The organism is Thalassospira sp. MCCC 1A03138 (genome assembly GCF_002115785.1).
Lineage (GTDB): Bacteria > Pseudomonadota > Alphaproteobacteria > Rhodospirillales > Thalassospiraceae > Thalassospira.
The window spans coordinates 17,589-30,577 of sequence record NZ_JFJY01000001.1; the positions used below are offsets into that span (position 1 = coordinate 17,589).

At 56.2% G+C, this 12,989-nt stretch carries 15 protein-coding genes; 6 read left to right on the forward strand and 9 right to left on the reverse strand.

All coding sequences use genetic code 11. The annotated features are described in order from the left end of the window. The 4 genes from TH468_RS00105 (at window position 1) to TH468_RS00120 (ending at window position 4,022) form a co-directional block, all read left to right on the forward strand. Entirely contained in the window at window positions 1-927 is a 927-nt protein-coding gene (locus TH468_RS00105) for a hypothetical protein (RefSeq protein WP_085641708.1), read from the forward strand. A gap of 339 nt (window positions 928-1,266) precedes the next feature. Continuing rightward, on the forward strand, window positions 1,267-2,358 hold the full coding sequence (locus tag TH468_RS00110) for a zinc ABC transporter substrate-binding protein (protein ID WP_085641709.1): 1,092 nt from the start codon (window positions 1,267-1,269) through the stop codon (window positions 2,356-2,358). Window positions 2,359-2,374: 16 nt separating this feature from the next. Continuing rightward, window positions 2,375-3,022, forward strand: a complete 648-nt coding sequence (locus TH468_RS00115) for a DUF1007 family protein (protein ID WP_085641710.1) — start codon at window positions 2,375-2,377, stop codon at window positions 3,020-3,022. Continuing rightward, on the forward strand, window positions 2,961-4,022 hold the full coding sequence (locus TH468_RS00120) for a nickel/cobalt transporter (RefSeq protein ID WP_085641711.1): 1,062 nt from the start codon (window positions 2,961-2,963) through the stop codon (window positions 4,020-4,022). The genes TH468_RS00115 and TH468_RS00120 overlap by 62 nt, the downstream gene beginning before the upstream one ends. A gap of 56 nt (window positions 4,023-4,078) precedes the next feature. On the opposite strand, the gene TH468_RS00125 is transcribed toward TH468_RS00120, so the two are convergent. The 4 genes from TH468_RS00125 to TH468_RS00140 form a co-directional block, all read right to left on the reverse strand. After that, entirely contained in the window at window positions 4,079-4,513 is a 435-nt protein-coding gene (locus TH468_RS00125; RefSeq protein WP_210402193.1) for a hypothetical protein, read from the reverse strand. A 131-nt stretch (window positions 4,514-4,644) separates the two neighbouring features. Next, window positions 4,645-5,376: an anti-sigma factor domain-containing protein gene (locus tag TH468_RS00130; RefSeq protein WP_085641712.1), complete on the reverse strand. Its 732-nt coding sequence runs from the start codon at window positions 5,374-5,376 to the stop codon at window positions 4,645-4,647. Then, window positions 5,373-5,927 (reverse strand): sigma-70 family RNA polymerase sigma factor, encoded by a 555-nt coding sequence (locus TH468_RS00135; protein ID WP_085641713.1) that lies wholly within the window; start codon window positions 5,925-5,927, stop codon window positions 5,373-5,375. Before TH468_RS00135 ends, TH468_RS00130 begins: the two co-directional genes overlap by 4 nt. A gap of 111 nt (window positions 5,928-6,038) precedes the next feature. Continuing rightward, the gene (locus TH468_RS00140) at window positions 6,039-6,914 is read right to left on the reverse strand and encodes a LysR family transcriptional regulator (RefSeq protein WP_085641714.1); all 876 of its coding nucleotides are present in this window, start codon (window positions 6,912-6,914) and stop codon (window positions 6,039-6,041) included. A gap of 124 nt (window positions 6,915-7,038) precedes the next feature. Here TH468_RS00140 and TH468_RS00145 point away from each other — a divergent pair, with 124 nt between their 5' ends. After that, window positions 7,039-7,287 carry a hypothetical protein gene (locus TH468_RS00145; protein WP_085641715.1) on the forward strand — a complete coding sequence of 83 codons (249 nt, stop codon included), beginning with the start codon at window positions 7,039-7,041 and terminating at the stop codon, window positions 7,285-7,287. A gap of 130 nt (window positions 7,288-7,417) precedes the next feature. Here TH468_RS00145 and TH468_RS00150 read toward each other — a convergent pair whose 3' ends face one another. Continuing rightward, entirely contained in the window at window positions 7,418-8,287 is an 870-nt protein-coding gene (locus TH468_RS00150; protein WP_085641716.1) for a LysR family transcriptional regulator, read from the reverse strand. A gap of 151 nt (window positions 8,288-8,438) precedes the next feature. Between TH468_RS00150 and TH468_RS00155 the strand changes: the two genes are divergently transcribed. Beyond that, window positions 8,439-8,672: a hypothetical protein gene (locus TH468_RS00155; RefSeq protein WP_139834595.1), complete on the forward strand. Its 234-nt coding sequence runs from the start codon at window positions 8,439-8,441 to the stop codon at window positions 8,670-8,672. 75 nt (window positions 8,673-8,747) lie between these two features. Here TH468_RS00155 and TH468_RS00160 read toward each other — a convergent pair whose 3' ends face one another. From TH468_RS00160 to pgl, 4 genes are read right to left on the reverse strand one after another with little or no spacing between them, the layout of a single operon-like run. Next, window positions 8,748-9,389, reverse strand: a complete 642-nt coding sequence (locus TH468_RS00160) for a bifunctional 4-hydroxy-2-oxoglutarate aldolase/2-dehydro-3-deoxy-phosphogluconate aldolase (RefSeq protein ID WP_085641718.1) — start codon at window positions 9,387-9,389, stop codon at window positions 8,748-8,750. A 21-nt stretch (window positions 9,390-9,410) separates the two neighbouring features. Further along, the gene (glk, locus tag TH468_RS00165) at window positions 9,411-10,349 is read right to left on the reverse strand and encodes a glucokinase (protein ID WP_085641719.1); all 939 of its coding nucleotides are present in this window, start codon (window positions 10,347-10,349) and stop codon (window positions 9,411-9,413) included. Continuing rightward, window positions 10,349-12,187 (reverse strand): phosphogluconate dehydratase, encoded by a 1,839-nt coding sequence (gene edd / locus TH468_RS00170; protein WP_085641720.1) that lies wholly within the window; start codon window positions 12,185-12,187, stop codon window positions 10,349-10,351. The genes glk and edd overlap by 1 nt, the downstream gene beginning before the upstream one ends. A gap of 5 nt (window positions 12,188-12,192) precedes the next feature. Next, on the reverse strand, window positions 12,193-12,987 hold the full coding sequence (gene pgl / locus TH468_RS00175) for a 6-phosphogluconolactonase (protein WP_062952565.1): 795 nt from the start codon (window positions 12,985-12,987) through the stop codon (window positions 12,193-12,195). Between the last annotated feature and the right edge of the window lie 2 nt (window positions 12,988-12,989).

Here is a 12,989-nt window from a genome sequence, read left to right on the forward strand (position 1 = left end):
TTGAAAATCCTGCGTTTTGCATTTTGGGTCGTTTGTGTTTGCCTTTTGCTACAGGAAACCGCACAGGCCGATACCAGAACCATCAAAATGGCCTTCCCCGAGGGTCTGAAGAAATTTTTTGCCTATGAATTCGGCGTCATCGAAATGGCGTTGGACTTGTCGGGCACTGATTACGTTCTGGATATCGAGGAATTAAAAGGCGCGACACAGTCACGCATAAGCGAAATGCTGTTGGCCGGTGATATCGATGTGATGTTTGCCGGTTACAGTGCGGAGCGTGAAAGCAGATTTCGCCAGGTCAATATTCCCATCACGCGCGGCATTCTGGGGCACCGTGTTTTCATGGTCAAAAAGGACCGGGCAGAGGCGCTTCGGAATGTCGAAACCCTGGATGAATTGCGCCAGTTCTGCATCGGGGTGGGGTCCGACTGGCCCGATGCCGACATTATGGAAGATAACGGTTTCTGTGTTGAACGCGGCCCGCGCAACAACCTTTGGGAAATGCTGGAAAACAGTCGGTTTGATGCTTTAACCCGTGCCGTTCACGAAGCCTATCGGGAATTGCCCGCAATCCAGGCGCAATATCCGGATGTGGTTCTGAATGACACCGTCATGCTGGTTTATCCGTTCGACTTTTTCATCTATGTGAACAGGAAAAACAGCGCCCTATGGCAAACCATTACAGACGGCCTTCTTGAAGCGTATCGAACCGGTGCCTTCATGGAACATTTTCACAATGCCCCGGCGATTGCACGCGCCCTTGATGCCCTGAAAACAGAACGGCGGCACGTTTTCAACATCGAAAATACCATCATGAGTGAGACGACAAGAAACATCGATGACCGTTTCTGGCTAAACGTTTCTGATTTGCATACGGATCGCGCGACCGGCAACCCGGATTTGAGGTGTCCTCCGTGCCGGATGTAACACCCTGGCAAGATATTTTAACCGGCCCGAAAAGATGGAACCGTCTTCGATGCGGATTGTTTCTTGCGGGTTCAGATCGCATATGGCACCGCATCATTACCATTCCCCAACATTTGTTCTGCACCGAAATCGGCAAAAAATGCGCCTTCAACTACGGATGCGGATTTTTCGTTACGAAATCGAAACTTGCTTATCGGGATCAAACAGAAAACCCTATTAGGTTCAAACAGGCATAACCAGATCACGAGGGGATTTATCGCTTGACGAATCGTTATGATATAACATAACAAATAATACCTCACCAATAGCCATTCCCCCGTTTCGAACCGGATTGATGTCATGCCAATTTCTGCCCTTCGTCGCGCCCTGCTTGCCCTGCCGCTGCTTGCCCTGCCCTATGGGGCGCAGGCAGCCGAAAATCCGTCGGTCGTTGTATCGATCAAGCCGATCCACGGCATTGCCAGCGCAATCATGGCAGGCGTTGGCAAACCGGCTCTGCTGCTTGATGGTGCCTCATCACCGCATGCCTATTCGCTGCGTCCCAGCGAAGCCCGGTCGCTTCAGGAAGCCGATCTGGTGATTTATGTCTCCCACGGCCTTGAGGGCTTCCTGAAAAAGCCGCTGGCAACCCTTTCGGGCAGTGCCCATCAGCTTGAACTGGCCGATATTGAAGGCCTGACCATCCTGGCAATGCGTGAAGGCGGCGCGTGGGAAGCCCATAGCCATGACCATGGCGGCCATGATCACGACGATCATGATCACGAAGATGAACATCATGACGAACATGATCATGATGCCCATGACCATGACGGGCATGAGGATCACGCCCATGCCGAAGAACATGACCATGACCATGATCATGACCACGAGCATGAGCACGAAGGTGAAGAAGGTCACCATCATGATGAACACGGTATTGATTCCCATCTCTGGCTTGATCCGGCCAACGGGGCAGCCATCGCAAAGGCAATTGCCAACGAACTTGGTGAAATTGATCCGGACCATGCAGGCACCTATCAGGACAATCTGAAAAAGTTCCTTGCCAGCCTTGATGCACTTGGGAATGATCTGGACAGCCAGCTCGCACCGGTCCGCGGCAAGCCGTTCGTCGTTTTCCATGATGCCTATCAGTATCTCGAAGCGGGATTTGGCCTGAATGCGGTTGGTTCGATCACTGTTTCACCGGAACAGAAACCCGGAGCAAAGCGCCTGCATGAGATCGAAGACAAAATCCGGGACAGCAATGCTGTCTGCGTCTTTGCCGAACCGCAATTCCGCCCCGCCATCGTCGAGGCCGTGGTTGCCGATACCGGCGCGCATATCGGAACGCTTGACCCGCTGGGCGCGGATATTCCGGCAGGACCGGATGCCTATCAGAACATCCTGCGCCAGAACGTGGGCGCACTGGTTGACTGCCTGTCGCAGTCCTAAGACGTTTGTTGCCGGTATGCTTGCATCCGTCCTTTGGGCCGGATCGGGCGTACCGGCATCGGCCCATCCGCATGTCTGGATCGACGCCGATGCGCAGATGATTTTTGAAGACGACAAGATCACCGCAATCCGGCTGCATTGGGTGTTTGATGATCTGTTTAGCCTGACGCTGATCGACCAGTTCGACAAAAATCACGATTTGCGTTTCTTTGACGCAGAAAACACCGACATTCACGACAATGCGTTTGCATTGCTTTCCGAAGTTTCATGGTTGACGCATCTGCGCCGGAACGAGGAGCTTGTGACCTTTGCCGGGGCAACGGACTTCAAGGCCGATATCACCGATGACCGTCGGGTGAGTTACGATTTCACCCTGACGCTTAAAGAGCCGCTTGACCCGATAAAAGATGCGATTGCCCTGTCGGTCTATGATGCGGAATTCTATATTGATGTTGCCTTTACCCAGGTTGATCCGATCCTGTTCAAGGGTAACCGCCATCTCAAATGCCACTATGAAATGAGCGAAGATGAAAAGAACCGCATCTATTTTGATCTGGTTTCGCCAATACGCGCTGACCTTGCCTGCCAGAACGAGGTTGCGGATGCCGGTTCTGCCAGTCCTGATCGGGGCCTTTCTGCTGGCGATTTCGTTTCTGCCGAGTAATCAGGCGCTCGCTCAGGCCAGTAATCTTCTGGGCCGCGGCACCAGCAGCGAACAGGCCCCGAATACTCCCGATCAGACGACACAAAATGACGGCGAGAGCCTGATCAGCCTGCCGGGATGGCTATCGGATATTGTCGGTCAGGTGGTAGTGATTCAGACACAGCTTAACCGGCAAATGACCGCAACACTGCGCAGTGCCAAAACCGGCGATGCGTGGTGGCCGGGACTGACCATTATTGCCCTGTCATTTGCCTATGGCGTGTTCCATGCCGCCGGACCGGGACATGGCAAAATGGTCACAACCACCTATTTCCTGTCGCGCGATGCCGGATGGAAACAGGGTGTTGCCATGGGCAGCCTGATTGCTGGCGTTCAGGCGGTGACGGCCATCGTTCTTGTCGGGTCGCTGACCCTGATCCTTAATCTTGGCCCGGCGGCAATTACGCAGAACGGACTGGTTCTGGAAGCCGTGTCCTATGCCCTGATTGCCGGGCTGGGCGGATTGATGTGTATCCGTATTTTGCAGGGACGTGATGATTGTTGCGATCACGGCGGTCATGACCATCACCATCACCACCGTGCACATGACCACGCACATCATCATGACCACGATCACGAACATGCAGACCATCAGCATCACAATCATGAGCATAGCCACGCCATCACCAAGTCCCGCTGGCAGATGATTGCGGGCGGGATTGTGGTCGGCCTGCGTCCCTGCACCGGGTCGATACTGGTGTTGCTGTTTACCTTGGCCAACGGGTTGTTCCTGATCGGGGTTGCATCGGCCTTTGCCATGGCGGCCGGTGTGGCGCTGACCATCAGCCTGATCGGGCTGGCGGCCATCGGCATTCGGACCGGCACGCAGCATCTTTTCAGTGTTTCGGAAAGCACATCGGGCTGGCTTCGGCGCGGGGTTGGCTTGGCGGGGGCCGCGTTGATCACCCTGTTTGGCCTGTTGCTGCTGCTTTCGGCAGCCCGGCAGCTTGGCTGGCTGTAAAAGATAACGGCCCGCAAGATTGCCTGCGGGCCGTTTGATTTAAAGGACCACCCCGATTATTCGGCGGTCACGACTTTCATCACCAGTTTGCCATCCGGCTTGATCGGGCCGTCTTCCTTGGCACCCAGCGTATATTCGAAATAGCCGGTTTTCATACCACCCTGTTCGGAATGGATCATCAGCATCAGCATTTCACCGGATTTGACCGGTTCCTGCAGGATGGCGGTAACGTCCACGTTCTCGCCCTTTTTCAGCGGCGCATAACCGACAACGGGGCCCGGCTTCATCGCGGAATCGGTGCGATGCACCACCAGCCAGCCATTTTCTTCGGCCATGATTTTCGATGCACTGACGGTTCCGCCCGAAACATCCTGATCCATCGCATCGACCATCGGCCCCATGGCATTGGCAGCCGCCGGAATGGCGGCGGTCAGGGCACCAGCCATCAGCGCCCCGCCGAGAATACCGAACATCTTTTTGGTCACCAGCATTTGAAGTCTCCTTGTCTGTTAAACCGGGACAGGCTTTTGTCTGCCGTCCGCTCGTGTCGCACTTTGTTGCGCACATCGAAGCTACGCAGACGAGACCGGCCGGGTTTCAGATCGGGAAACTTTTTTTGAAATCAGTGTTCGACCGGGATCAGACGGCCATGAATGGCAGGCCCCGTCGGACGCCCGGTTGGCGATCCGCCTTCGGGTTCCAGACTGATACCAAAGGTCGCATTGCGCAGCAGGGCCGGATCAAATTCACCCAGCGACCGGGTTGTTGGCGCGGATGCGTTTTCAAGCAGCCCCAGCGATTTGGGTGCCGGGCCCAACTCATCGGATGCAATCCATAACTGATAGGTCTTGCCTTCGGGCAATGTTGCCGAAACCGGACGGATGATCACCGCACGGGTATCCAGATCAATGCTCATGACAAAGGCGGGCTGGGTATCGTCACGGTGAAACACGGCGACAAATTGCCGATCCGAAACCGGGGCGGCAAAATCCGATACCAGCACCGCCACCATCAGGCTTGCCGCCAGTGCACCGGTGGCAAACGTCCCGATCCGCCAGCGGGCGAGCTTGCGTTTAAGCAGATCGATCTCAACAATATTATCCGCCTGCACACGCTCCCTCTCGATCCGGGCCCCTTCTATCCGCGCACGGATACCGGGAAACAGATCACGCGTCGGCATTTCATCACGGTAATGTGCATTTAACGGCGACAGGCGTTTTTCCCAATCGGCAATCGCGGCATTCAGGTCATCCTCATTTGTCCGCCGTTCATCGACAATGCGGCGCATGTCGGGATCAAGCGTTCCCAACACATATTCCGCCGCCAGCATGTCGATATCTTCCCGGTCGGTCATGATCCGAGGCATTCCTTCAACTGTTTCAGGCTGCGATGCAGCCATGTCTTGATCGTGCCGACCGGCTGGGCAAACCGTTCTGCCAGTTCGGCACGCGAAAATCCGTCAAGATAGGCCAGCCTGACCATTGAGCGGCGATCATCATCCAGCCCGCCAAGGCAGATTTCAAGCTGGCGCAGGTCATCATTGCGTTCGGCATCATCGGCAACCGACAGATCATCGTGATCGGCCAGTTGATCGATATCGAAATCATCCACCACCGCGTCATGACGTTTGTCACGGCGCAGCGCATCAATCGCCCGGTTCCGCGCAATCGTTGCCATCCAGGTGATGATCGACGCACGGCCCGGTTCGAAGTCCCCGGCACGTTCCCAGACCCGCACATAGATCTCCTGCAGGATATCCTCGCTTTGGGCCCTGTTTTTCAAGATACGCAGGACAATGCCGAAAAGTTTCGCCGATGTCGCATGATAAAGATGCCCGAAGGCGTCCATATCGCCGTCGGCCGCACGTGCCAGAAACTGTTCCAGATCCCGGGTTGATGTCCCCATGCCATCCGCCAATTATCGCCGCCGCAACCCTGCGACGAACCAATGTACCATTTTCCGGGATGTTTGATCCCGAGCCAAAAGTATTTACGAAACACGGCGGCAGACTGATCACTAAAAGCCGTGTTTAAATTCCGGATTGATGTTCTCGGTCGCGCGCACCAGCGCATCCATCACGATGCGCACCGCCGGGGAGCGACGGATATCAGGATGGACCACCATCCAGACTGATCTGCTGATCTCGCAGTCATCATCGCGCAGGACAAGTTCAAGGCGCTTGTCCTCGTCCCCGATATAGCGCGGCAGAATACCCAATCCATATCCGGCGACGATAAAGGATCGCACTGTTTCGGTATCGTCAGCGCGGACGCGGACAGGCAATTGACGCCCCAGTTTTTTCCACACCCATCCCTGTTGCCGTTCACCGCGGGAATTGCGTTCCTCGCTGCAAAATTCCCATTCATCAGGCGGGGTTTGTTCGCAATATCCCCGGCAGGCATAAATCCCCATCCGCAGATGGGTCAATTTGCGCACCACCAAACCGTTCTGGTCGGGCTGAGCCATGCGCACGGCAACATCTGCTTCGCGCCGGGCAAGATTGGCCACAATGCTTGATGCAAGAATTTCATATTGCAGATGTTTCTGATCTTTGAGCACCTCGGCCAGACGCGGCGCAAAAAGCAACCGACCCGCAGCAGGAGGCACCGAGATACGCACCACGCCATAGGCGGTTTCGTCGCCATGTGCCTGCCGTTCAAACGCCAGAACGTCTTCTTCGATCTTGGCCGCCACGGGCACAAGATTTTCCCCCGCCTCGGTCAGAGTCCATCCGGTTGCCAGTCGATCAAACAGTTTGGAATTCAGATCCTGCTCAAGGGCTTCGATCCGGCGTGCTACGGTGGTGTGATCCTTTTTAAGGCGTCTTGCCGCACCGGAAAGGGTTCCCTCAGCAGCCAGGACAACAAAATACCGCAGATCATTCCAGTTCATGATGCCTCGCCCCAACTTGCGCAAATTTGCACAACTATAGCGCAAATTAATCGGATTACGTAATTTTTCTGCGCATGAGAAAGTCTGTTCATGGACATCAAACATTCGTGGCACAGGAGGCCAGATGATGAATGGACAAGTCAGCCTGGAAGCGCGCACGGCATGCGAAACCATGGGCAACCGCGCAGAGAAATCGGCGAATTCCAAGACCTTGACGCTTGGCCGCCTACTTCGCGCCGCCGCCGATTTCGTAATCAGAGCCTATAAAAGCCATAAAACCGATGCGGCTCTGATGCGACTTAACGAATACCAACTGCGCGATATGGGTCTGGAGCGCACCCAAGATGGTAACCTGCGCGAAAGAATGTGGTGACTACATCGAATTCAAAGCGGCCGTACAATATCAGGGGATTGTGATCCCTGTTTTACCCGGCAATCGACACGCTTTGATATGCCTCCCTCAGGCAGCAAAAGAGATCCCACACGGGGTCTCTTTTTGTTTTTCACACCTGAAATTCTGCCGAAATGCTGTCGGCGGCCTTGATCAGGGCATCCATGACAAGCCGCACACCGGGGGAGCGGCGCATATCGGGATGAACAACCAGCCATGCGGTTTCGCGACTTTCACCCGCCGTATCGGCCCGGATCAGTTCAAGCCGTTCGTCACCATCGGCAAGGTAGCGTGGCAACACCCCCACCCCGTGCCCGGCCGCGATGAATTGCCGCACCGATTCCGTATCATCGGCCCGAAACCGGCAGGGCAATTCCCGCCCCATGATATTACGCACCCATTCCTTTTTGGCCGCCCCATAGGACGTGTCCTCGTACCCGCAGAATTCCCAATCCTGTTCGGGGACGCGGTCACGATATCCGCGTGCGGCATAAAGACCGACCCCCAGTTCGACCAGCTTGCGCGTAATCAGGCCCGGTTCGCGCGGGGTAATCATGCGCACCGCAAGATCGGCTTCCCGACGGGCCAGATTGACCACGTTGGACGCACCGATAATTTCAAATTCCAGCCCCTTATGCGCGGTCAGCAATTGCGCCAGACGGGGCGCAAACAAAACCCGTCCGGCAACCGGGGGCACGGATATCCGCACCACACCGTGGGCGGCTTCATCGCCCCTGGCCTGCCGTTCAAAACCAAGCGCCTCTGCCTCGACCCGTTCGGCCACCGGCACAAGGTTCTGCCCCGCAGCCGTCAGTTGCCAGCCGCGCGGCAGACGATCAAACAGCTTGGTCCCCACCGCGTCTTCAAGCGCCTCAATCCGGCGGGCGACGGTGGTGTGTTCCTTGCGCAACCGTCGGGCGGCCCCGGAAAGGCTGCCTTCCTCGGCAAGGATCAGGAAATAGCGCAGGTCGTTCCAGTTCATGTGCATGACCAGTCCATATGATCGTGGATCAACAGTTCCGTCTATTTTTGCACATTAAATATGCAAAACAACCAAATTCCCGTTTTATTTTGCATATGAGAGGATCAGGTCATCAACAGAACACGACCTTTTGGAAAATCAGGAGGACATCATGGCCTATCAGCCCCCGACCAAAGCACAGGACTTCAACATCCGCACCGACCCGATCGCCAACCGCGTCCCGTTTGGCCGCCTGATCAACAAGATCGCAAACTATTCGCTCGAAGCCCGCAAACGCAAAAACGAACGCGAAGTGATGGCGCATCTGAGCGACGATCAGCTTCGCGATGTTGGCCTGCAACGCACATTTGATGGCAACCAGTGGCGCGTTACACGCATTGTCTGATGAATATCCCCCCGCCCACCAATGAAAAAGGAGCCCGTGACGGGCTCCTTTTTTGCAGTCGTCTATCAGGGGCAATCAGCCGCGCAGTTCGGCAACCTTGTCGGTCGCTTCCTGTGCAAGACGGGTGATGGTTGCCCAGTCACCAGCCTTGACCGCATCCTTGGGTGCCACCCATGAACCGCCGACGGTGATGATGTTTGGCAGGGCCAGATAATCACCAAGATTTGCCAGCGACACACCACCCGTCGGGCAGAATTTGACCTGCGGCAGTGGCCCGGACAGGGCTTTGAGCATCGAAACACCACCCTGCTGTTCGGCGGGGAAGAATTTCAACATGTCATAGCCATGATCGATCAGGTTCATGATTTCCGACGGTGTGCCCGCACCGGGCAGCAATGGAACGCCGGTATCCTTGGCAGCCTTCAGAAGGCCGTCGGTATGACCGGGGGAAACAGCAAAGGCACAGCCGATTTCAGCCATCCGTTCCATCTGCTTGGCATTGATCACGGTGCCCGCACCGGTAATCGCATCTGGCACTTCGGCGATGATGCGTTGGATGCTTTCTTCGGCCGCGGCACTGCGCAGGGTGATTTCAAGCACCGGCAAACCACCGGCAACCAGCGCCTTTGCAAGCGGAACGGCATCATTGACGTCTTCAATCACCAGAACCGGCACGACCGGTGCCTTGGACAGAATTTCGCGTGACGAAAGGCTCATAAGGTATCCTCCAGTTTTCGGTCAGGCCGTCAAAATCTTGGCACAACCGAGCAGGGCCGGGTATTTCGCCGTCATCAGGCGCACCGGCACATCATTCATTAAATCATGGAAACGGCCTTTGGCGATCATACGATCCTTAAGGCCGCTTTGTTTCATAAAGTCGGCAATGCGCGGACCAATACCGCCACCGATAAATACGCCGTCAAATGCGCCAAGCGTCAGGACCAGATCACCGGCCACCCCGCCCATGAACAGACAGAACCGATCCAGAACCTTAAGGCAAAGCGGATCATTTTTCTGCATGGCATTTTCAACGATTTCAGCGGCACTGAGCGGTGTCACATCAATCCCGTCAATGGCAGCAAGCGCGCGATAGAGGTTTTCAAGCCCCATGCCCGACAGGATGCGTTCAGCCGACACACGACCCAGCTCAGCCGTCAGGAATTTGACGATTTCATAATCAAGATCATCCACGGCGGGCAACGACACATGGCCGCCTTCTCCCTGAATCGGAATCCAGTGATCGTCATGGCGCAGAAGCCCCGAAACGCCAAGCCCGGTCCCCGCCCCGATCACCGCCAATGGCAATCCCGGGCGCCCGGGACCATCAAACAGCGTGATCAGGTCTTCGTCGCCAAGATAGGGTACGGACATCGCAAGGCCGGTAAAGTCATTGACCACCACCAGACGGTCCAGACCAAATTCGGCCTTGAGCGCGTTTTTGGAAAACACCCACGGGTTATTGGTGAATTTGATGATGTCTGCGGATGCCGGGCAGGCCACGGCAACCGCAAATTCATTCAGATTCGCGCAATCGGTTTTCACCATGAAATCCCGCATGGCATCGCCGATGGTCGCATAATCGCGGACCGGCAATGTCATCGGTGATTGCGGATTTCCATTTTCGTCAATCCAGGCAAAGCGGGCGTTGGTACCGCCGATATCACCAACCAGCCGCATTATGCTACCTCGACCTCGGCTGCCCCCGGAAGCACCGCACTGGCACCTAGTTCGGCCAGTCCGACATGTTCGCGGAAGACACCGAACAATTCACGACCGAAACCGGTCTGATGTTCGGCCTTGTTATCAAAGGTGGCGAAGTCACGTTTGGCCAGCTCGGCCTCGGTCACGTTCAGGATCAGTTCGCCGGTTTCGGCATCAAGACGCACGATATCGCCGTCTTTCACCTTGGCAATCGGACCATTCATCATGGCTTCGGGGGTGACATGGATTGCCGCCGGGACCTTGCCCGATGCGCCCGACATGCGGCCATCGGTGACAAGGGCGACCTTGTAACCAAGGTCCTGCAATACGCCAAGCGGCGGAGTCAGTTTGTGCAGTTCCGGCATGCCATTGGCCTTGGCACCCTGGAAACGAACGACGCAGACAACGTCGCGATGCAGTTTGCCGTCCTTGAACGCCTGCATCATTTCTTCCTGCGAGGTAAAGACCGCAGCCGGGGCTTCGACCACGCGGTTTTCAGGCTTCACAGCCGAGACCTTGATCACAGAACGGCCAAGGTTGCCCGACAGCATGCGAAGGCCGCCATCGGCACTGAATGCCTTTTCGGCCGGGCGCAGGATTTCCTCGTCATGGCTGGTGGCCGGGGCATCGCGCCACGACAATTTGCCATTATCCAGATACGGCTCGGTCCCATAGGCCGCCATGCCGCCGGTATGGATGGTCTGAAGATCGGGATGCAGAAGACCGTTTTTCAGAAGGTCGCTGATCACAAAGCCCATGCCGCCCGCGGCGTGGAAATGGTTCACATCGGCCTGCCCGTTCGGATAAACGCGGCACAGCAAAGGCACAAGTTTCGACAATTCATCGAAATCTTCCCAGCGCAGTTCGATACCCGCCGCGCGCGCCATCGCGGGAAGATGCAGGGTATGGTTGGTCGACCCACCGGTCGCAAGCAGACCGATAATGCCGTTCACGAATGCCTTTTCATCCAGAATTTTGCCAACCGGACGGTAATCATTGCCAAGTTTGGTGATCTGAAGCGCACGACGGGCGGCTTCTTCGGTCAGGGCATCACGCAGGTCGGTGTTCGGATTGACGAACGCCGCACCGGGCAAATGCAGGCCCATGATTTCCATCAGCATCTGGTTGGAGTTCGCCGTACCATAGAAGGTACAGGTCCCCGGGCTGTGATAGGACGCGGTTTCCGCTTCAAGCAATTCCTTGCGGCCGACTTTGCCTTGAGCGTAAAGCTGCCGGATGCGGGCCTTTTCATTGTTGGGCAAACCGGACGGCATCGGACCGGCAGGGACAAACACCGCCGGAATGTGGCCATAGGCAAGTGCGCCCATCACCAGACCCGGTACGATTTTATCGCAGACACCAAGATAAAGAGCGGCATCAAACACATCATGGGACAGCGATACCGCCGTCGACATCGCAATCACATCCCGCGAAAACAGGGACAGTTCCATGCCCGGGCGGCCTTGCGTCACGCCATCGCACATGGCGGGCACGCCACCGGCAACCTGTGCGGTTGCGCCGGCTTCGAACACAGCCTTTTTGATGCGGTCGGGATAGACGCCAAGCGGCTGATGGGCGGACAGCATATCGTTATAGGATGTCACGATGCCCAGATTGGCACCCTCGTCGCCATTGATGCGTTCCTTGTCCGCCGCACTGCAGCCCGCAGACGCATGGGCAAGGTTGCCGCATGACAGGGATGAGCGATGCGGGCGGTCGGACGCGGCGGCTTCGATGCGTTCCAGATAGGCCTCGCGGGTGGGCTTGGAACGTTCGATGATGCGTTTGGTAATCTGTTCTAATTCACGTTTCATGGGGTTCAGCCTTTCGGGTTCTCGGCGCTCCACCACAGATCGACGGGGATGTCAGTCTGCTGCAAGATTGCGCGAACCGGCATTTCTTCGATCTCGGTGCCGTTTTTCGCGGTTTCAAAGGTCGACCATTTGGATTGTCCGGTAATATGGATGCCAATATACCGGGCATTAAGGATGGCGGGCAAAGTCATGCTGATGCGCGGGACCGGGGATACGGTAGGACGCGCGGCGGCAACCAGTTCGCCATGGGCGGGATAAAGTCCCTTTTGCAGGGCATCGGGCGCGGATGACGGGAACAGGGATGCCGTGTGGCCATCATCCCCCATGCCCAGATACACGATATCAAGCGGCCAGTTCAGATCGGTGCGAAGGCGGCTTGAAACCGTTGAAATTGCGTCTTCGGGATTGGCATCGCCGGTTTTCAGCGACACAAAACGCGCATGCTGGGCTTCATTGATCAGGAAATGATCGCGAACCAGCTTTTCGTTTGACTGATCGTCATCCAGCCCCACCCAGCGATCATCGCCAAGAGTCACGGTGACTTTCGACCAGTCCAGTTTGACGGTCGAGAGTTTTTCAAAAAGCGGTTTGGGAAAACGTCCACCGGCCACCGCCATGCTGGCATGGCCGCGGGTCGCAATGGCGAATTCAAGGCGTTCCACGGTTTCCTTGACCATGGCCGCAAGCATGTCATCGCCGCTTTGGAAAATGCGTTCGTTTGTCATGTCTTCGTCCAGAAAATTGGGAACCGGTTCATCGTCACGCAAGGCCGCCACACCAAAAGGTGTTGCGACCCGCATGT

Excerpts from the sequence above, each read along its gene's own strand:
- TH468_RS00110 (WP_085641709.1), top strand. The coding sequence starts at position 1,267 with ATGCCAATTTCTGCCCTTCGTCGCGCCCTGCTTGCCCTGCCGCTGCTT.
- TH468_RS00115 (WP_085641710.1), top strand. The coding sequence starts at position 2,375 with ATGCTTGCATCCGTCCTTTGGGCCGGATCGGGCGTACCGGCATCGGCC.
- TH468_RS00120 (WP_085641711.1), top strand. The coding sequence starts at position 2,961 with ATGCCGGTTCTGCCAGTCCTGATCGGGGCCTTTCTGCTGGCGATTTCG.
- TH468_RS00125 (WP_210402193.1), bottom strand. The coding sequence starts at position 4,513 with ATGCTGGTGACCAAAAAGATGTTCGGTATTCTCGGCGGGGCGCTGATG.
- TH468_RS00130 (WP_085641712.1), bottom strand. The coding sequence starts at position 5,376 with ATGACCGACCGGGAAGATATCGACATGCTGGCGGCGGAATATGTGTTG.
- TH468_RS00135 (WP_085641713.1), bottom strand. The coding sequence starts at position 5,927 with ATGGGGACATCAACCCGGGATCTGGAACAGTTTCTGGCACGTGCGGCC.
- TH468_RS00140 (WP_085641714.1), bottom strand. The coding sequence starts at position 6,914 with ATGAACTGGAATGATCTGCGGTATTTTGTTGTCCTGGCTGCTGAGGGA.
- TH468_RS00145 (WP_085641715.1), top strand. The coding sequence starts at position 7,039 with ATGATGAATGGACAAGTCAGCCTGGAAGCGCGCACGGCATGCGAAACC.
- TH468_RS00150 (WP_085641716.1), bottom strand. The coding sequence starts at position 8,287 with ATGAACTGGAACGACCTGCGCTATTTCCTGATCCTTGCCGAGGAAGGC.
- TH468_RS00155 (WP_139834595.1), top strand. The coding sequence starts at position 8,439 with ATGGCCTATCAGCCCCCGACCAAAGCACAGGACTTCAACATCCGCACC.
- TH468_RS00160 (WP_085641718.1), bottom strand. The coding sequence starts at position 9,389 with ATGAGCCTTTCGTCACGCGAAATTCTGTCCAAGGCACCGGTCGTGCCG.
- glk (WP_085641719.1), bottom strand. The coding sequence starts at position 10,349 with ATGCGGCTGGTTGGTGATATCGGCGGTACCAACGCCCGCTTTGCCTGG.
- edd (WP_085641720.1), bottom strand. The coding sequence starts at position 12,187 with ATGAAACGTGAATTAGAACAGATTACCAAACGCATCATCGAACGTTCC.
- pgl (WP_062952565.1), bottom strand. The coding sequence starts at position 12,987 with ATGCGGGTCGCAACACCTTTTGGTGTGGCGGCCTTGCGTGACGATGAA.